Origin of the sequence: Aliiglaciecola sp. LCG003 (assembly GCF_030316135.1) — a bacterium.
Classification (GTDB): Bacteria; Pseudomonadota; Gammaproteobacteria; order Enterobacterales; family Alteromonadaceae; genus Aliiglaciecola.
In genome coordinates this window covers 1,282,178-1,307,320 of the sequence record NZ_CP128185.1, presented here as the reverse complement: position 1 = coordinate 1,307,320, position 25,143 = coordinate 1,282,178, and the positions used below count along the sequence as shown (strand labels likewise).

29 protein-coding genes are annotated in these 25,143 nt (G+C 43.8%); 10 read left to right on the top strand and 19 right to left on the bottom strand.

Features of this window, described 5'->3' with window-relative positions; genetic code table 11:
- Nucleotides 1–750, bottom strand: a complete 750-nt coding sequence (gene trmJ, locus QR722_RS05520) for a tRNA (cytosine(32)/uridine(32)-2'-O)-methyltransferase TrmJ (protein ID WP_286286034.1) — start codon at nucleotides 748–750, stop codon at nucleotides 1–3.
- 75 nt (nucleotides 751–825) lie between these two features.
- A complete protein-coding gene (gene serB, locus QR722_RS05515; RefSeq protein ID WP_286286031.1) occupies nucleotides 826–1,836 on the bottom strand; it encodes a phosphoserine phosphatase SerB in 1,011 nt (336 codons plus the stop codon).
- A gap of 204 nt (nucleotides 1,837–2,040) precedes the next feature.
- Between serB and QR722_RS05510 the strand changes: the two genes are divergently transcribed.
- Together QR722_RS05510 and QR722_RS05505 are read left to right on the top strand one after the other, a co-directional pair.
- Nucleotides 2,041–2,649, top strand: coding sequence for an AhpA/YtjB family protein (locus QR722_RS05510; protein ID WP_286286028.1), 609 nt, complete (start codon nucleotides 2,041–2,043; stop codon nucleotides 2,647–2,649).
- A gap of 490 nt (nucleotides 2,650–3,139) precedes the next feature.
- A complete protein-coding gene (locus QR722_RS05505; protein ID WP_286286026.1) occupies nucleotides 3,140–3,661 on the top strand; it encodes an outer membrane beta-barrel protein in 522 nt (173 codons plus the stop codon).
- A 468-nt stretch (nucleotides 3,662–4,129) separates the two neighbouring features.
- Here QR722_RS05505 and QR722_RS05500 read toward each other — a convergent pair whose 3' ends face one another.
- The 10 genes from QR722_RS05500 to rpoE form a co-directional block, all read right to left on the bottom strand.
- Nucleotides 4,130–4,921: a TatD family hydrolase gene (locus tag QR722_RS05500; protein ID WP_286286024.1), complete on the bottom strand. Its 792-nt coding sequence runs from the start codon at nucleotides 4,919–4,921 to the stop codon at nucleotides 4,130–4,132.
- 34 nt (nucleotides 4,922–4,955) lie between these two features.
- Nucleotides 4,956–5,618: a pyridoxamine 5'-phosphate oxidase gene (pdxH, locus tag QR722_RS05495; RefSeq protein WP_286286022.1), complete on the bottom strand. Its 663-nt coding sequence runs from the start codon at nucleotides 5,616–5,618 to the stop codon at nucleotides 4,956–4,958.
- Nucleotides 5,619–5,634: 16 nt separating this feature from the next.
- Nucleotides 5,635–6,540 carry a GTPase Era gene (era, locus tag QR722_RS05490; protein WP_286286020.1) on the bottom strand — a complete coding sequence of 302 codons (906 nt, stop codon included), beginning with the start codon at nucleotides 6,538–6,540 and terminating at the stop codon, nucleotides 5,635–5,637.
- Entirely contained in the window at nucleotides 6,527–7,213 is a 687-nt protein-coding gene (rnc, locus tag QR722_RS05485; RefSeq protein ID WP_286286019.1) for a ribonuclease III, read from the bottom strand. Before rnc ends, era begins: the two co-directional genes overlap by 14 nt.
- Entirely contained in the window at nucleotides 7,214–8,116 is a 903-nt protein-coding gene (lepB, locus tag QR722_RS05480) for a signal peptidase I (RefSeq protein ID WP_286286017.1), read from the bottom strand.
- Nucleotides 8,117–9,913, bottom strand: a complete 1,797-nt coding sequence (gene lepA, locus QR722_RS05475) for a translation elongation factor 4 (RefSeq protein ID WP_286286015.1) — start codon at nucleotides 9,911–9,913, stop codon at nucleotides 8,117–8,119.
- 235 nt (nucleotides 9,914–10,148) lie between these two features.
- Nucleotides 10,149–10,625 carry a SoxR reducing system RseC family protein gene (locus QR722_RS05470; protein ID WP_286286013.1) on the bottom strand — a complete coding sequence of 159 codons (477 nt, stop codon included), beginning with the start codon at nucleotides 10,623–10,625 and terminating at the stop codon, nucleotides 10,149–10,151.
- A gap of 1 nt (nucleotide 10,626) precedes the next feature.
- On the bottom strand, nucleotides 10,627–11,502 hold the full coding sequence (locus QR722_RS05465; protein ID WP_286287567.1) for a MucB/RseB C-terminal domain-containing protein: 876 nt from the start codon (nucleotides 11,500–11,502) through the stop codon (nucleotides 10,627–10,629).
- Nucleotides 11,503–11,602: 100 nt separating this feature from the next.
- On the bottom strand, nucleotides 11,603–12,229 hold the full coding sequence (locus tag QR722_RS05460) for a sigma-E factor negative regulatory protein (protein WP_286286011.1): 627 nt from the start codon (nucleotides 12,227–12,229) through the stop codon (nucleotides 11,603–11,605).
- 52 nt (nucleotides 12,230–12,281) lie between these two features.
- Complete coding sequence (gene rpoE / locus QR722_RS05455; protein WP_286286008.1) at nucleotides 12,282–12,860, bottom strand: RNA polymerase sigma factor RpoE; 579 nt, start codon at nucleotides 12,858–12,860, stop codon at nucleotides 12,282–12,284.
- A gap of 187 nt (nucleotides 12,861–13,047) precedes the next feature.
- On the opposite strand from rpoE, the gene nadB reads away from it, so the two are divergent.
- Nucleotides 13,048–14,667, top strand: a complete 1,620-nt coding sequence (nadB, locus tag QR722_RS05450) for an L-aspartate oxidase (protein ID WP_286286006.1) — start codon at nucleotides 13,048–13,050, stop codon at nucleotides 14,665–14,667.
- On the opposite strand, the gene QR722_RS05445 is transcribed toward nadB, so the two are convergent.
- Genes QR722_RS05445 through QR722_RS05435 form a run of 3 tightly spaced genes read right to left on the bottom strand, consistent with a single transcriptional unit; the run spans nucleotide 14,637 to nucleotide 16,217 of the window.
- A complete protein-coding gene (locus QR722_RS05445) occupies nucleotides 14,637–15,506 on the bottom strand; it encodes a MaoC/PaaZ C-terminal domain-containing protein (protein WP_286286004.1) in 870 nt (289 codons plus the stop codon). The genes nadB and QR722_RS05445 overlap by 31 nt on opposite strands.
- 26 nt (nucleotides 15,507–15,532) lie before the next feature.
- Nucleotides 15,533–15,979, bottom strand: a complete 447-nt coding sequence (locus QR722_RS05440) for a protein YgfX (RefSeq protein ID WP_286286002.1) — start codon at nucleotides 15,977–15,979, stop codon at nucleotides 15,533–15,535.
- The gene (locus tag QR722_RS05435; protein WP_286286000.1) at nucleotides 15,966–16,217 is read right to left on the bottom strand and encodes an FAD assembly factor SdhE; all 252 of its coding nucleotides are present in this window, start codon (nucleotides 16,215–16,217) and stop codon (nucleotides 15,966–15,968) included. The genes QR722_RS05440 and QR722_RS05435 overlap by 14 nt, the downstream gene beginning before the upstream one ends.
- A gap of 139 nt (nucleotides 16,218–16,356) precedes the next feature.
- Between QR722_RS05435 and ygfZ the strand changes: the two genes are divergently transcribed.
- Nucleotides 16,357–17,304: a tRNA-modifying protein YgfZ gene (ygfZ, locus tag QR722_RS05430; protein WP_286285998.1), complete on the top strand. Its 948-nt coding sequence runs from the start codon at nucleotides 16,357–16,359 to the stop codon at nucleotides 17,302–17,304.
- Nucleotides 17,305–17,311: 7 nt separating this feature from the next.
- A complete protein-coding gene (locus QR722_RS05425) occupies nucleotides 17,312–17,797 on the top strand; it encodes an FKBP-type peptidyl-prolyl cis-trans isomerase (protein ID WP_286285996.1) in 486 nt (161 codons plus the stop codon).
- A gap of 87 nt (nucleotides 17,798–17,884) precedes the next feature.
- On the opposite strand, the gene QR722_RS05420 is transcribed toward QR722_RS05425, so the two are convergent.
- On the bottom strand, nucleotides 17,885–18,223 hold the full coding sequence (locus tag QR722_RS05420; RefSeq protein ID WP_286285993.1) for a P-II family nitrogen regulator: 339 nt from the start codon (nucleotides 18,221–18,223) through the stop codon (nucleotides 17,885–17,887).
- 17 nt (nucleotides 18,224–18,240) lie between these two features.
- Nucleotides 18,241–19,071 carry an NAD(+) synthase gene (gene nadE / locus QR722_RS05415; RefSeq protein ID WP_286285990.1) on the bottom strand — a complete coding sequence of 277 codons (831 nt, stop codon included), beginning with the start codon at nucleotides 19,069–19,071 and terminating at the stop codon, nucleotides 18,241–18,243.
- Nucleotides 19,072–19,320: 249 nt separating this feature from the next.
- Here nadE and QR722_RS05410 point away from each other — a divergent pair, with 249 nt between their 5' ends.
- The gene (locus QR722_RS05410; RefSeq protein ID WP_286285987.1) at nucleotides 19,321–19,869 is read left to right on the top strand and encodes a GspH/FimT family pseudopilin; all 549 of its coding nucleotides are present in this window, start codon (nucleotides 19,321–19,323) and stop codon (nucleotides 19,867–19,869) included.
- A gap of 15 nt (nucleotides 19,870–19,884) precedes the next feature.
- Here the strand turns inward: QR722_RS05410 and QR722_RS05405 are convergent, their stop codons facing one another.
- Complete coding sequence (locus QR722_RS05405) at nucleotides 19,885–20,148, bottom strand: DUF3081 domain-containing protein (protein ID WP_286285985.1); 264 nt, start codon at nucleotides 20,146–20,148, stop codon at nucleotides 19,885–19,887.
- A gap of 86 nt (nucleotides 20,149–20,234) precedes the next feature.
- Entirely contained in the window at nucleotides 20,235–20,849 is a 615-nt protein-coding gene (locus QR722_RS05400; protein WP_286285982.1) for an outer membrane beta-barrel protein, read from the bottom strand.
- 232 nt (nucleotides 20,850–21,081) lie between these two features.
- Here QR722_RS05400 and QR722_RS05395 point away from each other — a divergent pair, with 232 nt between their 5' ends.
- The 4 genes from QR722_RS05395 to QR722_RS05380 all read left to right on the top strand — a co-directional run bounded on the left by QR722_RS05395 (nucleotide 21,082) and on the right by QR722_RS05380 (nucleotide 24,926).
- Entirely contained in the window at nucleotides 21,082–21,528 is a 447-nt protein-coding gene (locus QR722_RS05395; protein WP_286285980.1) for a hypothetical protein, read from the top strand.
- A gap of 26 nt (nucleotides 21,529–21,554) precedes the next feature.
- Entirely contained in the window at nucleotides 21,555–22,673 is a 1,119-nt protein-coding gene (locus QR722_RS05390; RefSeq protein ID WP_286285979.1) for an S-(hydroxymethyl)glutathione dehydrogenase/class III alcohol dehydrogenase, read from the top strand.
- Nucleotides 22,673–23,524: an S-formylglutathione hydrolase gene (gene fghA, locus QR722_RS05385; protein WP_286285978.1), complete on the top strand. Its 852-nt coding sequence runs from the start codon at nucleotides 22,673–22,675 to the stop codon at nucleotides 23,522–23,524. The genes QR722_RS05390 and fghA overlap by 1 nt, the downstream gene beginning before the upstream one ends.
- 376 nt (nucleotides 23,525–23,900) lie before the next feature.
- Nucleotides 23,901–24,926 (top strand): IS110 family RNA-guided transposase, encoded by a 1,026-nt coding sequence (locus QR722_RS05380; RefSeq protein ID WP_286283064.1) that lies wholly within the window; start codon nucleotides 23,901–23,903, stop codon nucleotides 24,924–24,926.
- The last annotated feature ends 217 nt before the right edge of the window (nucleotides 24,927–25,143 follow it).

Here is a 25,143-nt window from a genome sequence, read left to right as displayed (position 1 = left end):
TTAATCTTTACTTGTGATCGATTTATCAATGGACGCCAAAATCCCACGCAATATATTTAACTCTTGGGTTTCAGGTCTAGCCCGATTGAATAAACGCCTTAATTTAGTCATCACCATACCCGGATGTTTAGGAATGATGAAATTCGTTTTTGAAAGGGTTTGTTCCAAATGACTATAAAAACGCTCAAGTTCTTCTGCCAATGGGTACTCATTTTGCTCTTCGGACAATTCAGTTTGGTGTAACCAAGCCATACGAATCTCATAACATAGCGTTTGTACCGCGGCTGCCAAATTCAAAGAACTGTATTCAGGATTGGCTGGAATACACACATGAAAATGACATTGCTGTAATTCTTCATTGCTTAAACCGTTATTTTCACGGCCAAAAACCAAGGCTACAGGATACTTTTGCACCTCAGCAACGAGCTTTTCACCGCAGCTTCGTGGCTCAAGCATCGGCCAGGATAAAGTGCGAGAACGGGCGCTGGTGCCAACGACTAAACCACAGTCAGCTACAGCCTCCTCTAATGTGTCGACAATTTTAGCATTAGCCAACACATCCCCTGCTCCTGCGGCCAGAGCACTAGCTTTTCCATCAGGCTTATCAACAGGGTTAACCAGAATAAGCTGGCTCAGGCCCATGGTTTTCATCGCCCGTGCGGTGGAACCAATGTTGCCAGTATGAGATGTATTGACAAGCACAATGCGAACATTGGCCAAATCAGATTTTTGCGTTTGTTGAACAGTCATAGTATACATTTCTACTGTTTTAAAAAGATAAGAGTGTACCGACGTATGATAACATAAAGCCGCGTACCTATAGTATTAAGAGTCAGTGCTTAGATACGCTAGCAATGTGTCAGCACTGCTAAAGCGCACTGCCGCATCAGCTTGTTGACGCACAATAGGTTTTGCATGATAGGCTACGCCCAAACCTGCCTGCCCCATCATCACCAAGTCATTTGCACCATCGCCCAAGGCAATAGTTTGAGCAATATCAATTTCGTACTGTGTAGCCAATTGCAACAAAGTATCCGCTTTCGTTTGTGCATTAACAATATCACCTAAGACCCTACCGGTTAGTCGTTGCTGCTTTATTTCCAACTGGTTCGATATACAAAAGTCCAAGCCTAAGCGGTCTTTTAAGTAATCGGCAAAAAAGGTAAACCCACCCGATGCGATAGCAAGTTTCCAATTTGCTTGCTTTAACCGATGTAAAAGCGGGCTTATTCCGGGATTGATCGGTAAACCATCTCTAACGGTTTGCAAAATTGCTTCATCAGCACCGGTTAAACATTTCACCCGACTAATTAGACTCTGTGCGAAATCTAACTTACCTTGCATAGCCAGCTCGGTAACTTCCGAAACTTGCTCTCCGACCCCTGCCAATTTAGCGATCTCATCAATACACTCAATACCGATGACCGTACTATCCATATCCATGACCAACAGGCCGGGCTTGGCCAGCGTTGGACGCTTAGTTAATAGCGCAATTTCTGCATGGGTCGCTATTGCAGTAAACTCTATTTGACTGGCAAGTTGCTGGGGCGACAAGATTTTAATTTTTGCTTCAATGGCGAAACCGGTACTGATTTCATTACCCCGTGAATAACTTATGATCTCAATATGTGCAGCTAAATGACGTTGAACTTGCCCTAATGTCTCAACATTTAAGCCTTCGCCAAATATGATCAAGTGAGCATCGAAATCAATAGCAGACTCAACCAATTCAAGTTGATAACCTTGCGGCAATGCAAAACACACATCTCTGCGGCACAAGTTAGTTAAATACCCAGCGGAACAATATTCAGAAATGGTTAAATCGGTGGTTGGCACGGCGAACTCAGCTCGTATTTGCTAAAGATGGGGGATTCTACCCAATTCCTGCCACTCTGCAAAATCCAGTCTGGTATAAGTTAATAAAAAAGTCACTGTTAAAGAAAATTAAGCCAAGTAAGTTGTTACAGCAATTGGCACTTAACTCCTGATGCTACCAAGTATCACTTGGCAAATTGACTGTTATGACTTATGTTTGCCTGCATGGATATGTTAAAAAATGGCGTACTCGAGAGCCACCCAAACAGACCGAGTAACTATTCTATTTTAAAACGCATAATCAACCTAGTCTTGGTTATAGCCACGGCTGCTTTTTGCGTTAATTTGTGGTTGCTGAACACAGGGCAAGCGCAAGCTTGGTACGAGAAACAATCTGGCCAAATGGGCAAAAGTTTATCATCCTACGCGGCCAAAATGATTGCCATCCCATTGGGACAACAAGACCATGATGAAATTAAAAACCAACTGAATCTCCTTCTGCACGACCCCTACGTAACTGGAGCGGCCGTGTTTGATCAGCAAGGGAAGATTATTGATAGCACCGAACAAAACAGCTCCATTTTAAGCCATTTTTTATTGTCACAAGACATTCCACTCGTATTTATTGCCGAAATTAAAAATGACGATAAAGTAATCGGATATTTACGTTTGATTTTAGCAGAGAAAGAAGTGATGTTATTGCATGATGAATATCAACTGCAATTGTATAAACAACTACTAGCGTTAATGATGTTGGCAGGCTTTGCTGGCTTATTAGTAACTCGCGCTTATTATAAGTTTCGTTTTAGAAATCACCAAAAGCAAGCTCGATAACTCCCCTCCAATTAGCTATCCATTAGGCTTTATAGTGAAAATGACGACAGTTTTCGGCCAGTTGCGAAGGTTGCCGTCAAAGGTCATTTTATAGGCTAGCATTCATCACTGACTCCAATATTTATTGGCCGTTAGGGGCTTGGCTTCGTAGTCCATCGATAGGTGGATAGCTAGGTGGACAGCCATGATTACTTTGAATATAAAATGTTTGTCGACCGAATAGCCAAAATAAATCTGATGGGTGTCTTGGTAAAACATCTTCGTAAACAATATCAAGCGAAAAGGGGAAACTGGGAGTGGGTGTCCTGATAAAAGGGAATTACGTGGACAGCCATCATTACTTTTTGCAGTCGGTCAAAAAGTAAGTCGGAGTGAGACGGAAACTAAATCATTATTTTGTTATGGTTGAGTTGCTTTTTGGTAGCAGGTTAATTAAAGTCCCGCAAGTGGCGACGTAGCCACTTTTTACTACTTAAGTATAAGGGATTTCATGAATAAGATTTTCAAAGGGCTAGCAATCGCTAGTTTATTAGCGGCCTCTTCTATGGCAAGCGCAAATGGCTGGAACTTCGGTGGTGGCTACGCAAACTACATGGAAGATGGAGATGGAGCTGACATTAGTTTAGGGGTTATCTATGCTACTGCTGGTTATACTTACGAATCAGGTTCAATGACGTTTATGCCGAGCCTACGTCTGGGTACAGGTATATCTGACGATAACGTATCTATATACGGTGTTAATGTTAATGTCGAAATCGATTCGCTCGTTGTGGCTAGCATCCGTGGTCAATACAACGTAACAGAAGACTTTGGTGTTTTCTTACAACCTAGCTACGGTCGCTTAGAAGCAACAGCCAGTGCAGGCGGGTTTAGTGAAACTGCTGATGATTGGGAGTTTGGTTTTGGTGGTGGTGCAACCTTTAAGGTTTCTGAAACTACTTCAATTGAAGCGATATACGAATCCTTTGATGAGGCTGATGTCTTCTCTGCTGGCATTCGAATGACGTTTTAAGCTCCAAAGGTGGCGGTACTTCACCGTCACCCTTGATATTGCTAGTCAGGCAACGAATATCACATCATCTTCCGGTTCCTCCCTCTACCACTCCTCTTTATAAGCATTAATTAGCATTGGCGTTGTTACCACAAAATAACGTGGACCAAAATAACGCAAAATAACGTGGACAGCCATCGTTAAATATTTCATATATGTGAATTTTGAAGCAGATTTCTCGAGCGAATTAGAATGGGTGTCCTTATAAAAAGAGGTGACTTGACGAGCGAGTTAGAGTGGGTGTCCTGATTAGAATACGAGAGCAAAATAACGTGGACAGCCATCGTTAAATATTTCATATATGTGAATTTTGAAGCAGATTTCTCGAGCGAATTAGAATGGGTGTCCTTATAAAAAGAGGTGACTTGACGAGCGAGTTAGAGTGGGTGTCCTGATTAGAATACGAGCGAGTAAGAGTGGGTGTCCTGATTAGAAGAGCCAATCAACACTAAGGTTTATGCCAAATAACTGCTGCACATTTTGGTCGGTTTGCAAGCTCACTTGTTCGATATCGATACCTTTGAGGCTGGCTATTACTTTCGCGATTTGCGGCAAATACTCGGGGCTATTGCGCTCACCCTGCGCACCAAATAACGGCATGTCAGGGGCATCGGTTTCTAATAAAATAGTGGATAGAGGAATACGTTTTATAACGTCACGGGTCTTACTCGCCCGCTCATAGGTTATAGTACCACCCACTCCTAACTTGAAACCAAGTTCAATATAAGTGCACGCCTGCTGATAGCTACCGGAAAAAGCATGGATAACACCGCCATATCCAAATTTACAGTGTTTGATGGACTGTATTAATGCGTTATGAGAATTGCGATGATGTAAAATAACCGGTAGGTGATGCTGTTGTGCTATATGCAATTGTTGCTCGAAGAAATGCAATTGACGTTTTTTCACGGCTTCTGTTTTTTCGAAAAAATCCAGACCTATTTCACCTACAGCGACTACTTTTTTGGCCTGTTGTGACAGCAAATGTTGTAAAACGTCCAAATCGTTGTCACTAGCCGATTGCAAGAAATATGGGTGAAGACCCAATGCAAAATGTAAATTTGTATGTTGCTCACATAAGGCTATAAGATTTGGCCATTGGCTGGCCTGCGTCCCTGGAATAATAATATCTGAGATGCCAAGTGACTGGCTACGCTGCATTACTGCGTTGCGATCTCGATCAAATGCAGCAAAGTCCAAATGACAGTGGCTATCTATCACTTTGAACGGCCTTGCCTAGTAATCTGATTGCTGATTAAGGCATCAAACGTTGAATTTGCCACTGCTGCTCTTCTGCTAAGTAAGGCTGATTCACATCGCGCTGGTAAATAAAGCGATTATGTAAACGATGTTGCCCCCCCTGCCAAAACTCAATTTCATGGGGAACTACACGATAGCCTCCCCAGAACTTAGGAAGTGGGATTTCCCCAGCGGCGAATTTCTCTTTCATTTCAGCTAATTTGCCCAATAGCATCTGGCGCGTAGAAATAGGCTGGCTTTGTTTTGACGCCCAAGCGGCTAGCTGACTTTCTTTGGGACGGGAAAAGAAATACGCGGCCACTTCGGTAGTTGCCAAAGGTTCTGCCACTCCGCAAACCTTGACCTGACGTTCCATGAAGTGCCAAGGGAAGTGTAAGGATATTTTATTATTCAGTGCCAACTCCCCAGCCTTGCGACTAGACAAATTGGTGTAAAAAACAAAACCACGTTGGTCAACATCTTTAAGTAACACTATACGTTGAGATGGCTGGCCATCCGCCGATACGGTGGCAATGGTCATGGCGGTTGGATCAGGCGCGCCCGAATCGATCACTACCTTCAGCCACTCCTCAAACTGACAAATAGGATTGTCTTCTAAATCTTCTCTGCGCAGTTCAGCTAAATTATAATCGCGTCTTAGATCCTGAAGATTTTTCATTTGTGTGCCTTAGTTGCTAGTAATTATCACCGTAGCCGAGACTTCTTAACGCTCGTTCGTCATCTGCCCAGCCTGACTTCACTTTCACCCACAACTCCAAAAAGACTTTGTTGTCAAAAAGGTTTTCCATGTCTTTACGTGCTTCAGCACCGATAGTTTTCAGGCGTTGCCCGCCCTTACCTATTACCATACGTTTTTGAGTTTCTCGCTCTACCAAGATCAACCCGTTGATACGATACACACCATTGTCGGCCATCAAGAACTGTTCGATTTCAACCGTTACTGAATAGGGTAATTCATCACCGGTAAAGCGCATTAACTTTTCACGCACTATCTCGGCTGCCATAAAACGACTCGAACGGTCAGTGATATAATCTTCTGGGAAGTAAAACTCACTTTCCGGTAGGCTCGCATGCACCAAATCGCGTAATTCGTCGACATTACGCCCTAGCTTAGCCGAAATAGGCATAATTTTTTCAAAATCATGTTGTTCCTGCAACCATTGTAAATGGGTCATCAGGTCGGTCTTGTCTTTTACGTTGTCACTCTTATTGACTATTAGCCAACAGGGTAATCCGGATTGTTTTACTTTACCCAATACCATTTGGTCATCTTCAGTCCACTTCGTCCCTTCAACCAAAAATAGGATCAAGCCTACTTCCGCCAGAGAGCTGGACGCGGCTCGATTCATTAATCGATTTATCGCACGCTTTTCTTCGACGTGCAGTCCTGGTGTATCGACAAAGATAGCTTGATGATCACCTTCGGTATCAATCCCCATGATCCGATGGCGGGTGGTTTGCGGCTTACGTGAGGTTATACTGACTTTCTGGCCTAAAAGTTTATTTAACAAGGTTGATTTTCCGACATTGGGTCGGCCAACAATCGCAACCATGCCGCAAAACGTATTAGTTTGCGTCATTGAGTATCTCCAAAGCAGATTTTGCTGCTTGTTGTTCAGCCTTGCGTCGCGAGCTACCAGTGCCCAACACAACGTCCGCTAAATTTGTTACAGAACATTCAACCACGAACAATTGATCATGGTCTTTACCTTGTATTTCACGCACGGTGTATTCCGGTAAGGGTAATTGTCGACCCTGCAGGAATTCTTGCAACTGAGTTTTATTGTCTTTCGGGTGAGCCCCGGGATCCAAATCATTAATTCGACTTTGAAACCAATTCAAGATGAGTTTTTGACACACTTCATAGCCGGACTCTAGATAAATCGCGCCTATGATAGCTTCAACTGCGTCGGCCAAAATTGAACTGCGACGGAATCCACCACTTTTGAGCTCGCCAGAACCCAATTGCAGCACATCACCTAACTCGAATTCTCGGCCCATTACCGCTAGCGTTTCGCCTTTTACCAGCGTCGAGCGCATGCGCGTTAGTTTACCTTCAGGTTGTTGCGGAAAGCGCTTGAACAACTCTTCTGCGATAATCATTCCAAGTACTGCATCGCCCAAATACTCGAGCCGTTCATTATGTTGTTTTTGAAAACTACGGTGCGTCAGCGCTAATGTAAGATTCGCAGCATCTTTGAATTGATAACCAATTCGCTTGTATAAAGCAGTATATTTAAAATCAGCGATCATTTATTCAATGCCACCTACGCGCCCGAAGCGAACACCTGTTGGGATCCAGCCGGGTAATATGCTATCGGCTGAACGTTCAAATTCAAAACTGATCCAAATGGCGACAGCTTTGCCAACCAAATTTTCATCTGGTACAAAACCCCAGAAGCGACCATCTTCACTGTTGTCTCGGTTATCACCCATCACAAAGTAATGACCTTGAGGCACAATCCATTCATTTATTTTGGTATTCGCCTGAGGATGGTAACGAGTTATGTCATCTACTTTTCGAGGATAATTCAATATCTTGTGATTGACCTCTCCCATCTGCTCTGAAAATTCATTTATTGCAGTTTTGCGACCTTGATGAACATATTGACCTATAAATTCACGCTCTACTTTGTATTCCTGCGGGCAAGTTTGGCCATCCGTACAGGCTGGTTTGATGAATAGCTCTTTGCCGGAATATGTGATGGTATCACCGGGCAGACCAATCACACGTTTAATGTAATCTAGGCTAGGGTCATCAGGAAATTTAAACACAACCACGTCACCGCGTTCAGGTGCACCTGTCTCTATAAATTTATAACGGGCGACAGGGTCTTTCAAACCATAAGAGAATTTTTCAACCAAGATAAAATCCCCAACTAGCAGAGTCGGCATCATCGAACCTGAAGGGATTTGAAACGGCTCATACAGGAATGAGCGTAATATCAACACAAATGCGATCACCGGGAAAATTTGCTGAGCGGTATCGACCACATAAGGAAGCGGCAATTCAGTTCCTTTAGCCAAAGGTTGACCGCCGTTTGCAAGGGCAAATTTATCACGGCGCTTTGGCGCGAATATTTTGGCATCTATCAGCCAAATCAGGCCTGACACTACCGTCAAAACCACCAAAAAAATTGAAAAGTAATTTGCCATTTATTTTCCTACCTTGAGTACTGCTAAAAATGCATCCTGAGGTAATTCCACATTACCCACTTGCTTCATGCGTTTTTTCCCTGCTTTTTGCTTCTGCAATAACTTTTTCTTACGGCTTACATCACCGCCATAACACTTGGCGATAACATTTTTACGCAACTGCTTAACGGTACTGCGCGCCACAACATGATTACCAATCGAGGCCTGTATGGCAATATCAAACATCTGTCTTGGGATGAGTTCACGTAGTTTTTCGACCAATTCACGTCCACGACTTTGAGAATGATCTTTGTGGGTGATAACAGCCAAGGCATCCACTCGCTCTCCATTGATCAGGATGTCCAAACGCACCATGTCTGCTGGATTGAATTTAATAAAATTATAATCCAGTGACGCGAAGCCACGGCTGGTTGATTTCAATCGGTCGAAGAAGTCCATTACCACTTCTGCCATTGGCAGCTCGTATGTAACCGCTACTTGTTTACCGTGATAGGTCATGTTGGTCTGCACACCACGTTTTTCGATACATAATGTGATGACATTACCAAGATATTCCTGAGGCACCAAAATATGCGCTTCTACAATAGGTTCCCGAATTTCTTCGATATCATTGATAGGTGGCAATTTGGATGGATTATCGACTTTAAGGGTTTCACCTTTGGTGGTTACCACTTCATACACTACCGTTGGAGCGGTAGTGATCAGATCTAAATCGTATTCACGCTCTAATCGTTCCTGGATGATTTCCATGTGCAACATGCCAAGGAATCCAATACGGAACCCAAAACCTAGTGCTGATGAGCTTTCTGGCTCATAAAATAATGAAGCATCATTTAGGGTTAGCTTCGCCAAGGCATCTCGGAAGTCTTCGTATTCATCAGAACTAACCGGAAACAAGCCAGCATAAACCTGTGGTTTGATTTTTTGGAAACCAGGAAGAGCTTTATCAGCCGGCGCTTTCGCCAGCGTGATAGTATCTCCCACCGGGGCACCTTGAATCTCTTTAATACCGGCGACGATATAACCTACTTCACCGGTTTTCAGCTGACCGGTTTTAGTTTGTTTTGGAGTAAAGATACCCACATCATCTACCTGATGCACAACACCATTAGACATGATTTGGATTTTGTCTTTAGCGTTCAAACTACCCTGCATCACCCGCACTAGGGATACAACACCTTGATAGTTGTCAAACCAAGAGTCGACAATCAAGGCTTTCAATGGCGCATCAGGATCACCTTCAGGTGGCGGTACGCGATTTACAATCACTTCTAGCACGTCTTCGATACCCACGCCGGTTTTAGCCGAACAGCGCACCGCGTCAACTGCATCTATGCCAACTATGTCTTCGATTTCTTCTGCAACACGGTCTGGATCAGCCTGAGGTAAGTCAATTTTATTTAGGATCGGCACCACTTCCATGTCCAAATCAATTGCTGTGTAACAATTGGCCAGTGTTTGCGCTTCTACTCCCTGACCAGCATCAACCACCAGCAATGCTCCTTCACAAGCGGCTAGCGAGCGAGACACTTCGTAAGTAAAATCTACGTGGCCTGGCGTATCAATGAAGTTTAACTGGTAGGTTTCGCCATTTTTTGCGGTGTAATTCAGGGTTACACTTTGCGCTTTAATGGTAATACCACGCTCGCGCTCGATATCCATGGAGTCCAATACCTGTTCAGACATTTCACGGGAGGTCAAGCCACCACAATGTTGAATGAGGCGATCTGACAAGGTCGACTTACCATGATCGATATGGGCAATGATTGAGAAGTTCCGAATGTGCTTATGTTGCATAGTAATTTGATTGGTACCTACAGCAAGGTCCGATGTCTCAATTACTGCTGCTGAGACAAGGACAAGTCAAATATAAATTTGCGGGGATTTTACAGTGTTATTGGCCACAATGCGATATTGTTCTATACATAAGCCAGTTTGATTGACAATCATTGAGTATTTTTTACGATTAAGCGGTTATTCTGGCCCGTTGGCACTCTAATCAGGCGCGGTGTTCCCATAGTGACTAACTCTGTTAGCTGTGTTTGACTGGGATCAGATCGTCTTCAGCTGGGAGTATCGCCAGTAATTTGGGTTGAAACTTATGTTCAGGATCTTGATTGGCTCGGCTTTTGACCCACATAAAGGCAAGAAAGGTTGCCACAAAGGTAAATCCAATCACCCACAACTCACTGGTAAGTTCAAATTGAGGTAATAACGCTTGGCTGCCTAATGCGGCTAGGAGCATCACTATCAAAGGTAATAAATAGACCAATGCCGATGCACCCAATAGTTGATGTTCTTCAATGCCAAGTTTGACGCGCTGTCCCACTTTAGTCACTTGATGACAGCGTAAAATTAACCGCTCTTTTTTCGGCGCAAACGCTTTGGCTACCACACCAGTGCCGCAATTATCTTGCGCTTGGCAAGAGCCACAGGTAGTTTTTATTTCGGTTTCAACCCAGATATGATCTTTGTCGACTGCCGTTATCACACCGATTTCTTCAATCATGTTATCTCACCAACGATACGGAAGACGCAATAGCATTCGCGGTATTCGCGGGGATCTTACCTATCACAGTGACCAAAACTTGTCCTTGGATACTCGAGTAATAAATATCGGCACCAAAGTTCGCTAAAATATCATTCTTCGCTACGGCCGCTCGTTGTAAATAAATAGACACATCCACTAGGCCGTCACTTAACATCATATATTCCAAAGGGCCACCGTTATCCGGTAATTGACGAATACTGTGCTTGACCTGTTTCATTCCAACCGGGATGAAATTTATTTTCCAATTCTGGGCTACCTCGGCTGGCTTAGGTAACTGAATAATATCTGGCAATGGTACGTCTTGGATGCGAGTAAAGTACTCATCAGGCTGCTCTGTCACTTCAAGTTCAGTCACTTGAATTTGCTCTATTTTTTGACCATCAAAATCAATCATACTAATTTTCAATGGAAGAGCGGTGGTTTGGTCCAGCCAAAGATTGTAACCAAAACGACTCTTATCTTTACTTAACATTCTAATTTGCTGCGCCGCTCGGCCCGAGATACGGCTTTTACCAACCACCACAAAATCATAAATGCCCATTAGCGAAATAGGCGCTGCTAATAGATGATGAGGCAAGGGTCCTAATATATAGCCAGAAGCTAGACTGTAAGCTGGGCGATGAGATTCAAAATAACTGACCTTATTGCCAATTCGAATCACTTCACGGCCGGGTCCATTTAAATGATCCAATTGTTCCATTTCGATCCCGTCTTGGCTAACAGCATGTCGCCAAACGTAGGGTTGTGGATCGCTGCCACTTTTGGTTTGGATAAAGGATACTTTGTAGTTCAGGCTTTTCTGCGAATCAGACATTTTGTTGAGCCAAGACTCCACTGACAGATCTTGCTCTGCAATATCTTGACTGTGGGCAGTTAAACTAACTACACATAAAATAACAATTCCGGTGCGAAAACACCGGAAAGAGGAGAAAAAATTACTCAGGGAGGTTCTCACGTTCTTGACTTACTTCAGGTTGACCATTGATGGATTCAGTTACTTCAGCGCTTTGGTCGGGCAAAAAACGTTGGCTGTCTTTCAATAACACCTGTTCCATATGATCGTTAAAGTAAGCATTAATTCGGCGCTGTTGATCACGCACACTTACACTGGGTAATGCACGGGTCTCTTCTAATTCAAGACTAACTGGCGACAAACCGCCCTGAATACCAAATAAAGATGCAGGGGCTGGATTAAATATTTGCTGCTCCGGTTGCTCATTGAACTGTTGAACACCAATTACCACAGCGACTGCAACTGATGCGGCAATAGCTAACTGACCGCTGGAACGCATCAATGGAACCACGTTACTGACAACTGGCAGATCGCGCCATGTACGTTTAGGTGCCAAAATTGCCGGCTCATTCTCTAACGCAAGAGCGATAGAAGCGCTAATATCAAAATCAGCGTTCTGGGGCATTTCCTTACGCAATCCTTGACGAATAAGATGGTAACGTTGCCATTTAGCAGACATTTCCACATCACTCACCAATGAGGCGACTATCTTGTCGTCTTGCGTTTCACCATCAACAAATGCTGACAGATTTTCATGCTTGTGCGTCATATAGGATTCCTGAATTAACGCTAATTTCTCAACATTTACTTAAAAATGTCATCTATCTTTGTAGCAACGGGTTGAGCACCTTATCGATAGCTTCCCGCGCTCTGAATATTCTTGACCGTACTGTACCAACAGGACAGTCCATTACATTCGCAATATCTTCATAACTTAATCCTTCTAATTCGCGCAGCGTGATCGCCATGCGCAAGTCTTCGGGTAATTTATCTAGTGCATCAAACAGCACTTTTTCTAACTCGTCAGACATGAGACTGCGTTCAGGAGAGTTTTGTTCCTTTAACGCATCACTTCCGTCATAAAAATCTGCATCTTCCGCATCAACATCACTGGCTGGCGGCTTTCGGCTCTGCGAAACCAAGTAGTTTTTTGCACTGTTTACCGCTATTCGGTATAACCAAGTGTAAAACGCACTCTCGCCTCTAAAGTTTGGCAATGCCCGGTACGCTTTAATAAACGCTTCCTGGGTAACATCTGCTACATCACCTGAATTCTTCACATAACGAGAGACCAGATGCGCAACTTTATGCTGGTACTTGGTGACCAACAAACCAAACGCGTTTTTATCTCCACGCTGAACTTTTTCAACGATTTGCTGATCTGTTAACTGCTCGCTCATTCGAGCCTTCTCTCCTAAAACATATACTTCTACGGCTCATGCAAGCACATAAGTAGACTGCACATTTATAATTAAGTTCGATTTAATTTGAATTAATCTCAGATTAACCAACAAAGGCTTGTTTTCACACGCCTTCAATTCCATTAGTATTGCCAATTCAAACAACCACATTCGGGTATTGTACTCTATGAGCTCTACTGTTGAACATCGCTGTGACGTGTTAATTATTGGAAGCGGCGCAGCTGGTCTTAGTCTCGCTTTGAAATTAGCCGAACAATTCAACGTAATAGTACTGAGCAAGAGCACTTTGTCGGAAGGCTCAACCCGCTATGCGCAAGGCGGTATAGCGGCTGTATTCGATGAAGATGACTCGATTGAATCTCATGTATTAGATACCCTTGAAGCAGGCGCAGGATTGTGTGACGAAGAAGCCGTACGGTATACCGCGACCCAAGCTAAGAGTTGCTTGCAGTGGTTAATTAATTTCGGCGTGCCCTTTGATCAAGAAAAAGATGCGCAAGGTAACAACCGCTTTCATCTGACCCGTGAAGGCGGTCACAGCCATAGACGAATTTTACACGCAGCCGATGCAACCGGACAGGCGGTTCAAACGACTTTGCAAGAAGCAGTACAACAACATCCGAATATTCATTTATTTGAACGCTACAATGCCATTGACCTGATTAAGCATGAAAGTGCTAAAAATCAGTGTTTAGGGGCTTATGTATGGAATCGTAAACTTGAACATGTTGAGGTTATCCGCAGCCGATTTACCGCACTAGCCACCGGCGGTGCCAGTAAGGTGTATCAATATACCTCCAATCCAGACGTGTCTAGTGGTGATGGCATTGCCATGGCGTGGCGCGCGGGTTGTTCCATTGCCAATATGGAATTTAATCAATTTCACCCCACTTGCCTATTTCATCCTGAAGCGAAGAACTTTTTGATCTCAGAAGCATTGCGCGGCGAAGGCGCCTTTTTATGTCACGCAGATGGCACTAAATTCATGCATAAATTTGATCACCGTGGCGATCTAGCCCCCAGAGATATAGTTGCCCGCGCGATAGATTTCGAAATGAAGCGCTTGGGAGCCGATTGCATGTATTTGGATATCAGCCATAAATCCACAGACTTCATTGTTAAGCACTTTCCAAATATCTATAGCAAATGTCGAACATTGGGAATTGACATCACTCGGCAACCGATCCCGGTAGTGCCAGCTGCACATTATACCTGCGGTGGGGTCAAAACAGACTTTAATGCCAAGACTGACATAGACAATTTATATGCCATTGGCGAAGTGGCTTACACGGGTTTGCACGGCGCAAATCGGATGGCCAGTAACTCTTTATTAGAATGCGTTGTATTTGCCCATTCCGCTGCTCAGCATATTATCGATAACGCCGATAAAGCTCATTTTGAACAAAGCATTCCCGCATGGGATGAAAGCCAAGTCGGCAATTCCGATGAAGAGGTTGTGATTCAGCATAACTGGCACGAACTCAGATTATTTATGTGGGACTACGTGGGCATTGTTCGCACCACAAAACGCTTGGAGCGAGCATTGCGCAGAATCGAATTGCTCAAATTGGAAATTCATGACTATTACGCCAATTTTAGAGTCAGTAACAATTTACTCGAATTACGTAACCTAGTGGCCGTGGCCGAATTAATTGTATTGTGTGCCATGCAGCGCAAAGAAAGTCGCGGATTACACTACACCCTTGATTACCCTGATAGTTTAGAAAATCCACAAGTGACTGTGATACCAGGTCGTCAGCCAAATGTTAAACTCGCTGATAAGTGAAGTACGCAGACCCGTTGATTGGTTAAGTTAAACAGTATTTCATTGGGCTTTTGACGCTGATGCATCACGACGTGACTGGGCAGTAGCAAGGGTTTGACAAAACTGACCTGGCAACTGAATGGCTGTGCAAGATGGTCGGATAATTCCGACAAACAACGAGCCTTACTCCACATTCCATGGGCTATTGCATGTTTAAAGCCAAACAACCGTGCTGTTATGTCAGTTAGATGGATCAAATTAAAATCCCCTGACACTTTTGCATATTTGCGGCCAATATCAGCTCCAACAACCCACTGCGCAGCGACCTCAGGCAAATCGTCAATGTCAGCACCTTGTGCCTTCTTAGCACTTTTGATCGAATGATCTATGGCCAGAAATTGACTCGTCGATTGCCATACAATCTGATCATTCAGCATAAACTGGCTTTCAATGGTGAAACTAATCCCTTTGGGGTGTCGTAGAAATGTCCCAAAACCACTGACTAACCGCCCTTTCGCTTGCGTATTTATTGGTGCATTTTGCCGAATTTCATTTGTTAAATGAACCAGCCCTAATAAGGCAAAGGGAAAGCTTTCATGCAACATTAATTGCATGTGTTGTTTGAATGCTAAAAGGTGAAAGTAACAAGGGTGCAAGGTTTCGCTCAACCCACGCTCGTCGATTTCACCTGACCAGTTCACTAACTGGTGATAACGGTCAATGTGGTCCTTTTTTAAATCCTCAACAGAATGACTGATACTATGCTCAGATTGCGGTAATAACGCCGATTCAAATACCCATCGTCGGTTCCGTTTTAATCCAGCTTTTAGCAATATTAACAGTGGGTTATTTGACGACACCTGCCCCCCTTCCTATAGATTATTGACTAAATTGATTGTGGTGTGCAGTGGATGCGGTAAATGGTTCTACACAAGCGTCTAAAATCCCCATCCTGCATTTGATCTTTGGCCAACCATATCCGCTTTTTACGTTTGCTGTCATGTTTATCGACCAGCACCAAGCAGGCTAAAAAGCCTAACACTTTGCTGTTGGTGTGAATTTGCCAAGCGCACATACCATAAGGGCTGATTGGACTCCACCTGCCCTCATCGTCAAGCATGAACACGCCACTAACTTGCTGCGTCAGCGCGCGCTTAAATAAGTAAAATAATAATCCGAACAATGCCACAGATGCACCAACTTGCAGACCCACTTGGGCTGCGAGAATATTGTCTTGCCAACACCAAATTGAAACTAACAAAACGGCGCCCCAACTTATTTCAAGTAGTGGCAATATGCGACTAGCGGTTAATTCAATTCTATACTTTGACACGATCGAGTACGAATTTTACCATTTGCGCCAACTCTGGATCGTCGCATTTCTGATGTCCCATAAACCATGCGAACAAATCGGGATCATCACAAGTGAGTAGTCGTTCAAATACTAACTGCTGGGACTCGTCCAATTGATCAAAGGCCTGATCAACAAACGGCATAAAAAGGACGTCGAGCTCTAGCATCCCTCTGCGGCATGCCCACTTCAGTCTTGACACTCTTTTTCGATCAAACATTGTTGCTCCTGAATTTTCACTGTATTTCCGAATTTAAACACTACGGAAAAATGTCGAAAGTAGTTTGAATACTTGCTTCCAACAGGTAAGACCCCATAATACAGGCCAATAGTTATAGATTAACAAGGTAGAGACAATTATGCAGTCTAGTTTTAACCCGTCTGACAACCTTTTGTGCGAATTAACCCAATTGGGGATAATATCTGTCACTGGCCCAGATGCAATTAGTTATCTTCAGGGCAAGCTGACGGTAGATGTAGCAAAGTTGCCTGAAGACTTCGTGCAACTTGGCTGTCATTGTGATTTCAAAGGCAAAACCTGGAATATTTTTTACACCCTTAAATCCGACCAACAAATCGAATTACTTTGTCATCAGCAAAGTTTAACCGATTCCTTAGCGGAGCTTAAAAAGTATGGGGTATTTTCCAAAGCGGAATTTGCCGATACCTCTGCCGATTGGCAAATTTTTGGGGTGGTGGGTGAATCTGCCCAAACCGTCCTAGCCAACCAATTCGGCACTTTACCCACGGATAATTTAGCGACTTGCACCAACGAGCTAGGCCGCGTGATAAGGCTTGACTCACCGGTCACCCGCTATCTAGTGATCGCCAAAGCCGAGCTGGCAGCAAAATTGGGACAGGCGCTGGGGCAATACACTCAAAGCGAACAGTTTTGGGAAGCATTAGATATTCAAGCCGGGATTGCTAACATTCAGACTGCGACCTCAGCAGAGTTTGTCCCGCAGATGATGAACATGCAGGCTCTTGGCGCAATTAGCTTTGACAAGGGCTGCTATATGGGCCAAGAAGTGGTTGCCCGTACTAAATATTTGGGCAAGAACAAACGTGCCGCTTTCATCCTCAAATCTGATACCGCAGCCGATCTAAAAGCCGGAGATATGCTCGAAGCTCAAGTGGGCGAAAATTGGCGAAGAAGCGGAACCGTGCTGCGCTGTGCTATGCTAGAAAAGCAAACATGGGTATTAGCCGTGTTACCCAATGACACCCAAAGGTCACAAATTTTACGCAGCAAAGACAATCCTGAACAACAGTTTGTCGTACAACCTTTACCCTACACATTAGATTAGGAAACTTATGTTAATTTCTGAAAACACAGTCGTCACCATGCATTTTACCGTGAGTACCACCGATGGTACTCAGATTGACACTTCTAAAGAGTCAGAGCCCATGGTGTTTTTACAAGGTAGCCAATACTTGATTAAGGGACTGGAAGATGCATTGGAAGGTCGCCAGCAGGGTGACAAATTTGAATTAGAAATAGCCCCAGAGCTTGCCTACGGAGAACGTCAAGACACCTTAGTACAAATGGTGCCTAAAAGTATGTTTGACGGTATGGATTTAGAGGTCGGTATGACCTTTCGCGCTACCACCGATGAAGGTGAGCAATCCGTGATGATCATTGATGAAACTGACGATGAAGTGGTAGTCGATGGAAATCATCCGCTGTCAGGCGTGCATCTAAAATTTGATGTTGAAATTCTTGATGTGCGTGCTGCCACAGAAGAAGAGATTGCCCATGGTCACCCCCATGGTGCAGGTGGTTGCGGTCACACCCACTAAGCTAGCGCTTAATTAGTTATTTGAAGCTCGACGAGATAGCCATTAGGTCACAGATTTTGTGAACTAATGGCTGTTTATCTCACCGATTTACACCGCTTCTTCGTCTTCTTCACCGGTGCGAATTCTGATCACTCGCTCTACTTGAGTAACGAATATCTTACCATCGCCAATTTTGCCAGTGTGAGCCGCCGCTAATATCACTTCTATGGCACGTTCTACCATGTCATCACCCGTGACGATTTCGATCTTCACTTTTGGTAAAAAGTCTACTTGATACTCCGCTCCACGATACAATTCAGTGTGGCCTTTTTGTCGCCCAAACCCTTTTACTTCTGTGACTGTCATACCTGACACGCCAATTTCAGATAAGGCTTCGCGGACATCATCCATTTTAAACGGCTTAACTATCGCTTCAATTTTTTTCATTGATTATCCTTAAAATTTTAACTGTATATAGTTGGAATAGCGGCCCGCTTGTGATGGGTCTTGCGATAAATATCAATTAACTTTTGTTCGATACTGCTATCAACAGGCTTATTTTCGAGAAAATCGTCTATTTGATCATAGGTGATACCCAGCGCAGCCTCATCCGTTTTTTGTGGTGACAAAGATTCCAAATCCGCGGTAGGTGCTTTTTCCACCAAATGGTCAGGCGCACCTAGATGTCTGGCAATCTGTTTCACTTGGCGCTTATTTAAGCCAAAAAGCGGGGCTAAATCACAAGCTCCATCACCAAATTTGGTATAAAACCCAGTAATATTTTCGGCTGAATGATCGGTGCCGAGCACCAATGCATCTAATAGACCGGCAATTTCATACTGGATCACCATACGGGTACGAGCTTTAACATTACCCTTAACAAAATCAAGCTTAGTGGCATCATCCACCAACAAACCCGCTGTTTGCATGGCTTGGATAGTTTGCTGATGTACCGCATCTGCGCCCGGCTGAACATTAACTGACATGGTATGATTGGGTTGAATGAAATCAATACTGGCTTGGGCGTCATCTTCGTCAGCCTGCACATCATAAGGCAAACGCACTGCAACAAATTGATACGCATCGCCGGTTTTTTCTATTAAGTTATTGACGGCTAATTGCGCAATTCGACCAAGAGTACAAGAATCAATACCGCCACTGATACCCAAAACCAAGGTTTTTAATCCCGATGATTTAAGATGTTGCTGAATAAATTCAATTCTACGCCTGATTTCAAATTCCGCTCCAATCTCTTGTAACACCTGCATTTCCGCCAAAATAGCTTGTTTGTGCATCTTTAATCTCGTTTATATTGGTTTATCAGTTAAAAATAAATTAGGTAAATAACTATCACTTTTTGGTACATCAAAGCAATCAAACTTGCTTGTAGCGTTATTTGCTTTATAACATTTAGCACAAATACATACGCAACTTTTTATCAATTTGCGCTACCTTTAGCTGTATAAACTGCAAACATATTGTTTGCCAGGTTACTATATTCAGTAGTGACACAAAATTTGAGTATATTGTCAGTGTCAAAAAACATGTATTTTTCACAACGAGGCGTCACCTTAGTCGAGTTAATGATTGGCCTCGCTATAGTGGCAATCGTTCTCATCGTTGCTGTCCCAGCGGCACAGAGCATCATCATTAAAAATCGAATAGTTGCTGAAATAAATGAAATCAGTGGCGTGATTCAATTTGCACGTGCTAATGCCATTGATGAACAATTAAATACTATTGTGTGTCCGACCAGCGATTTTTCAACCTGCAGTTCGAATTGGGATCAGGCAAAAATGGTTTTTGGCGACGAAGATGCTGATGGCGCCAGAGGCGACGACGAGGAACTTTTAGTTGCTACCTCGTTAATCTCAGCTTCTAACTACGTCGCCGGACCAGCCGCCGTTATTCAGTTTCAAGGCAATGGCTCAGCTAATGCCCAAACCACACTAATAATATGTCACAACAATAAGCAAGCCGCTTATGCCCGAGCACTAACGGTGAGTCCACAAGGTAGAGTCAGAGTCAGCCGTGATGTTAATAAAGATGGCGTGCACGAAAACGACAGTGGAAACCCATTAAGCTGCCCATAACTCCTTGAAATAAACTTATTCGTCCTCGATTTTGCTGATCGTCTCTAGTTTTTTGTGAAATTGCTGCAAATGCTCTTCTTTTTCATAATCAAAGTGATATTGATTATGAAACCCGTAACGTAATTTGACGTGGGCATCTTCGATAAACAAGGTGTAGCCGTCATGATCGGTAAAGGCCTTAACACCTTCCAATGAATAAACACCATCCACTAGTTTGCCGTGTTCGCGGATTTTCTCGAAAACCGCCAACAGAAATCGGCTGTCCAATTCGTTTTTCATACTTTACTCCAATATTCTTATCTGTTTGATACTGAATTAGTAGGCATCACGATCTATAAATCTTGCCCTGTGCGAAACACAAACGCCTAAAAGTTGTATCTCAGGCCCAAATACGCAGCGTTATTAGAAAAATCATGCTCGCCTTTGACGTGCTCTACTTCGGCTCTTAACATGAAGTGGACACCTAGATAGAAATCGAAGCCTACGCCAATCACCCCAGCTAATACTGCTTCGTCATATTCACATAAAGTGTAATCTTCACCTGAGGAAAGGGTGAAGGGACGAACTTCGCCAAATTCGCACTGGCTAGATTCAGTTAGGTTTTGACCTTCAATATCAACTTTCATTACACCAAGTCGATAAAATAACTCTCCCATGTTGCCGGATGCTTTGCCTAGCACTGATGCGACAATAGCGTCTGCGGTGAGACCAAATTCCGCTTGTTCAAGTGAGTCTTGAGTGCTGGGCAGTTCGATTAATAAGTCTTGACCAGATAGTTGTTGATAGCCGAACTCAGCATACCATTGTCGATGGAACTGATAACCCAAGGCGAATTTGTAAGCCCCGCTTTCACTATCATTGGTTTGGAAATCAGACTTGCCGAATCCGCCACTGATCACGCCATAAAGGTTGTCGGCTGCCAAAGAAGAGGTGGAAGCGGACAAGCCGCCAAGCACCAATAATACCTGCAGTATTTTCACACAAATTCCTTTGTATATAGTTAGGTTACAAGAAACAAATACTATCCCATAAGCCAAAGTGAAGTAAGAGCTTGGAAGATGTTTCTGCGAGATATTAATTTCCATTCAGGTTAACTATAGTTAAGGCTTAGCAATCATAACAATCTATATTGAGCAAATGACATTATTACCCCATTCCTGATGCTAAAGGTTTTATCCCAAGACGCTTTACAGTATGCTGGTCACCATGCCAATGAATACACCAGAAACGACGTATTTTTTATCACGTATGCCACAAATTAAACCCTTGTTAAAATTTTTTACCGCTACTCTTATAGTAGGACAGCTGGCCGGCTGCAACTCGTCAAATGAGTCCCTTTTACAAATCCGGCATAGCTTTGAAGCTAATAAAACCAGTACACCACAACAATTTAAAATTTTAATGACCTGGTTTGTGCCACCGTCCGTATTGTTTGGTAGCGAACGAAATTCTATTGTCGAAAATATGGGGTTATCCACTCGGCCCCATGTTAATCGCTCGCTGAGCATCGACAATGAAAGGCGTTTGAAATTGGAAGATATTGCCATCAAACGACTGGAAAGCGAATTAGCGGCCAACCAGATGTGCGATGATGGATATAAAATTAATCATACCAAGTGGTTAGAACGCTCAATACAGTTTATCGGTAGCTGTTCTTAATCAACTAAAATAGGAGAATCAGTAGAATGCAAACCATTAAAACTCGTGCCGCAGTTGCATGGGAAGCAGGAAAGCCCCTAAGCATTGAAGAAGTAGATTTGATGCCGCCGCAAAAAGGTGAGGTGTTAGTCAAAATTATCGCCACTGGCGTTTGCCATACTGATGCTTACACATTGTCGGGTGATGATCCTGAAGGCATATTCCCAGCCATACTCGGTCACGAAGGCGCCGGTATCGTTGAAGCCGTAGGCGAAGGTGTGACCTTAGTTGAGGTTGGCGACCATGTCATTCCCTTATACACACCAGAGTGTGGAAAATGTAAATTCTGTTTGTCCGGAAAAACCAATTTATGCCAAGCCATTCGAGAAACTCAGGGCAAGGGCCTAATGCCTGACGGTACCACGCGTTTCTCTAAAAACGGGCAACCTATTTATCATTATATGGGCACCTCGACTTTTGCCGAGCACACTGTTGTACCAGAGATTGCCTTAGCCAAAATTCCAAAAGATGCACCACTTGAAAAAGTCTGCCTACTTGGATGTGGTGTCACCACAGGTATGGGCGCCGTAACTAATGCAGCCAAAGTAAAAGAAGGCGATACCGTTGCGGTATTTGGCTTAGGGGGTATAGGTCTGTCGGTTTTGATCGGTGCAAAGATGGCCAAAGCTGGCCGAATCATTGCAATTGATATTAATGAAGACAAATTTGAGACCGCTAAGCAATTAGGCGCGACAGATACTGTCAACCCGAAAGACTACGACAAACCAATTCAAGAAGTGATTGTTGAAATGACTGAAGGCGGTGTTGATTACTCGTTTGAGTGTATTGGTAACGTTAATGTGATGCGCTCAGCGCTGGAGTGTTGCCATAAAGGTTGGGGTGAGTCGGTGATTATCGGTGTGGCTGGAGCGGGTCAGGAAATCTCTACTCGTCCCTTCCAACTTGTGACCGGTAGAGTCTGGCGCGGTACAGCATTCGGTGGGGTCAAAGGCCGCAGTCAACTACCCGAATATGTACAACGTTATATGGACGGAGAATTTGAGCTCGACACCTTCATTACCCATACCATGGGCTTAGAAGACATCAATGAAGCCTTCGATCTTATGCACCAAGGTAAATCTATCCGCACGGTGGTGCATTTCTAATGAGTGGCTTACAATTAATTTCATCTACCGGTAGTTTTGGTGGCAAGCAACAACGCTACCAACATCACTCTGACGTTCTTAATTGCAATATGCACGTGAGCGTATATTTACCACCTCAAGTATCCAGCGGAAACCGCTTACCCGTGGTGTATTGGTTAAGCGGCTTGACTTGTACAGATGAGAACTTTGTCACCAAAGCAGGCGCTCATCGCATTGCTGCGGAACTGGGTCTTATACTTGTCGCACCTGATACTAGCCCTCGTGGCGATGATGTAGCGGATGATGAAGGATATGACCTGGGTAAAGGTGCAGGTTTTTATGTAAATGCAACCCAAGCACCGTGGCAATCCCATTATCGAATGTATGACTACATCGTTGATGAGCTGCCAGATCTGGTTAATCGCAGCTTTCAATGTAAGTCTAAAGCAGCCCTTGCTGGCCATTCTATGGGGGGCCATGGCTCGCTGGTCTTAGGATTGTCTAATATGCAGCGTTACACCTCGATTTCTGCCTTTGCACCTATCGTCAATCCTATAAATTGCCCTTGGGGACAAAAAGCCCTCACAGCATATTTGGGGGAAGACCAAAAACAATGGCAACAATATGATGCATGCACCTTACTTGAGCAGCAAGGCAATTTCTTACAGTTACCAATATTAATAGACCAGGGCTTGGACGATGACTTTTTGGATAGCCAAAAGCTCACCCGCCCCTTTGATGACTTGGTCAAAAAAATGAAATATCCTGCTCAGATTAACTACCACCAAGGTTATGACCATAGTTACTATTTTATCGCCACTATGATTGAATCTCACTTAAGATTCCATCACAGGTACCTGATAAACCAATAGTGACCTAAGGTAATGTCCTTCAGTGTGAACTAAACACCTGAATACCACAAAAACAAAAGCCATCAGTTTAATTATAAGCTGATGGCTTTTTAGTTTTATAAGATTTTTATAGTGTGACTTTGCGGTAATTTACGGTGGGTGTCGGAATGACGTGAATTACGGGATGAATTACGGGACACCCATCATTGAATTACGTGGATGAATTACGTGGAGGATGAATTACGTGGACACCCATCTTAAAAACAATCAATTTCTTACATGGACAGGCACCACTCCGTCTTTCTCATGGGTGATGAGATGGACGCTCCCCAATACGGCGTCAATGCGCCAAAATAGTAGTTCTTAAACAAGACTATTTACATAGGGAACGTCCAATATGAAGCTTAAAACAATTACCATCGATTTGGCAAAGACTGTATTTCAAGTGTGCGGAGTAAATGAACATATTAAACCGCAATTTAATAAGAAATTAAAACGGACTGAGCTACTTGATTTTATGCGCCAACAACCACCTACGTTGGTGGTGATGGAAGCCTGTTATTCATCGCATTACTGGGGGCGTGAAATTGCTAAATTAGGTCATGATACCAAGCTTATACCAGCCCAACATGTCACGCCTTTTGTGCGAGGCAACAAGAATGACCATAACGATGCTTTTGCCATAGCAGAAGCCAGCCAGCGCTCACATATCCGCTTTGTCCCCGTAAAATCTGAGCAACAGCAAGAAATTAATTGCTTGCATCGAATTCGAGAGCGCTTAATTAGAAACAAAACGGCCCTGAGTAACCAGATACGCGGGTTGTTAAGTGAATTTGGGGTAATATTTCCTTGTGGCCACGTGGCCTTGTGTGCAGGATTAGCCCAAGTAATTGATAGCGAACAACGCAGTAACCAGTTGAGAACCATGATGCGCGCGTTAAAGGCAGAATATGAAGACACACGCTCTCGCATCAAGGCCATTGAGCAGCAATTGCATCACTTTGTTAATAACAGTGAAAGTGGCAAAATATTGCTCAGCATCCCAGGGATTGGTTTCATTAATGCCTCAGCGTTTTTAGCCGCCATTGATAAAGGCCAGGCGTTTAATAATCCCAAAGAATTTGCCGTGTGGTTAGGGCTGACGCCTAAACAACACGCCTCAGGCAATATCAGTAAGATGGGCGGCATTACCAAACGCGGAGACCGTTATTTACGTAAACAACTGGTACATGGTGCGCGGTCTGTCGTGAGTCGTGCCGCGCAAAGAACTGATCCGTTATCACTGTGGGCCACTAAACTTCGCGTTACCAAGCCGTTTAATAAAGTGGCAGTCGCCGTCGCCCATCGTTTAGCACGTTTAATCTGGATATTGCTCACACGTCAGGAGCACTATCGCGTTACGTCCTCACAAGTGAGCGCATAACATGAATCACTTTACGTTATCCCTGTCGAGCTCAATTCCGTGTAGGACAAAGGCACCAAGCCTGTGTGGGTGTTGTGGAAGGCAAGACACGGGATAACACTTACTTTACCTACCCCGCTTAGTCATAAAATGATGAAGAAAACGGTCTACCTACCTCATCAAAGCCAGACTTAGACACGGATAACAATCCGACTGGGTGTTTTTAGGCGATAAGGTT

Bases quoted from the DNA above. Each gene is read 5' to 3' on its own strand.
- era (WP_286286020.1), bottom strand. From the start codon at position 6,540: ATGACGCAAACTAATACGTTTTGCGGCATGGTTGCGATTGTTGGCCGA.
- nadB (WP_286286006.1), top strand. From the start codon at position 13,048: ATGAGCTCTACTGTTGAACATCGCTGTGACGTGTTAATTATTGGAAGC.
- QR722_RS05435 (WP_286286000.1), bottom strand. From the start codon at position 16,217: ATGTTTGATCGAAAAAGAGTGTCAAGACTGAAGTGGGCATGCCGCAGA.
- QR722_RS05510 (WP_286286028.1), top strand. From the start codon at position 2,041: ATGGATATGTTAAAAAATGGCGTACTCGAGAGCCACCCAAACAGACCG.
- QR722_RS05410 (WP_286285987.1), top strand. From the start codon at position 19,321: ATGTATTTTTCACAACGAGGCGTCACCTTAGTCGAGTTAATGATTGGC.
- QR722_RS05420 (WP_286285993.1), bottom strand. From the start codon at position 18,223: ATGAAAAAAATTGAAGCGATAGTTAAGCCGTTTAAAATGGATGATGTC.
- rpoE (WP_286286008.1), bottom strand. From the start codon at position 12,860: ATGAGCGAGCAGTTAACAGATCAGCAAATCGTTGAAAAAGTTCAGCGT.
- QR722_RS05505 (WP_286286026.1), top strand. From the start codon at position 3,140: ATGAATAAGATTTTCAAAGGGCTAGCAATCGCTAGTTTATTAGCGGCC.
- rnc (WP_286286019.1), bottom strand. From the start codon at position 7,213: ATGATCGCTGATTTTAAATATACTGCTTTATACAAGCGAATTGGTTAT.
- QR722_RS05470 (WP_286286013.1), bottom strand. From the start codon at position 10,625: ATGATTGAAGAAATCGGTGTGATAACGGCAGTCGACAAAGATCATATC.
- nadE (WP_286285990.1), bottom strand. From the start codon at position 19,071: ATGCACAAACAAGCTATTTTGGCGGAAATGCAGGTGTTACAAGAGATT.
- QR722_RS05390 (WP_286285979.1), top strand. From the start codon at position 21,555: ATGCAAACCATTAAAACTCGTGCCGCAGTTGCATGGGAAGCAGGAAAG.
- lepA (WP_286286015.1), bottom strand. From the start codon at position 9,913: ATGCAACATAAGCACATTCGGAACTTCTCAATCATTGCCCATATCGAT.
- QR722_RS05405 (WP_286285985.1), bottom strand. From the start codon at position 20,148: ATGAAAAACGAATTGGACAGCCGATTTCTGTTGGCGGTTTTCGAGAAA.
- QR722_RS05395 (WP_286285980.1), top strand. From the start codon at position 21,082: ATGAATACACCAGAAACGACGTATTTTTTATCACGTATGCCACAAATT.
- QR722_RS05425 (WP_286285996.1), top strand. From the start codon at position 17,312: ATGTTAATTTCTGAAAACACAGTCGTCACCATGCATTTTACCGTGAGT.
- trmJ (WP_286286034.1), bottom strand. From the start codon at position 750: ATGACTGTTCAACAAACGCAAAAATCTGATTTGGCCAATGTTCGCATT.
- fghA (WP_286285978.1), top strand. From the start codon at position 22,673: ATGAGTGGCTTACAATTAATTTCATCTACCGGTAGTTTTGGTGGCAAG.
- QR722_RS05460 (WP_286286011.1), bottom strand. From the start codon at position 12,229: ATGACGCACAAGCATGAAAATCTGTCAGCATTTGTTGATGGTGAAACG.
- lepB (WP_286286017.1), bottom strand. From the start codon at position 8,116: ATGGCAAATTACTTTTCAATTTTTTTGGTGGTTTTGACGGTAGTGTCA.
- QR722_RS05380 (WP_286283064.1), top strand. From the start codon at position 23,901: ATGAAGCTTAAAACAATTACCATCGATTTGGCAAAGACTGTATTTCAA.
- ygfZ (WP_286285998.1), top strand. From the start codon at position 16,357: ATGCAGTCTAGTTTTAACCCGTCTGACAACCTTTTGTGCGAATTAACC.
- pdxH (WP_286286022.1), bottom strand. From the start codon at position 5,618: ATGAAAAATCTTCAGGATCTAAGACGCGATTATAATTTAGCTGAACTG.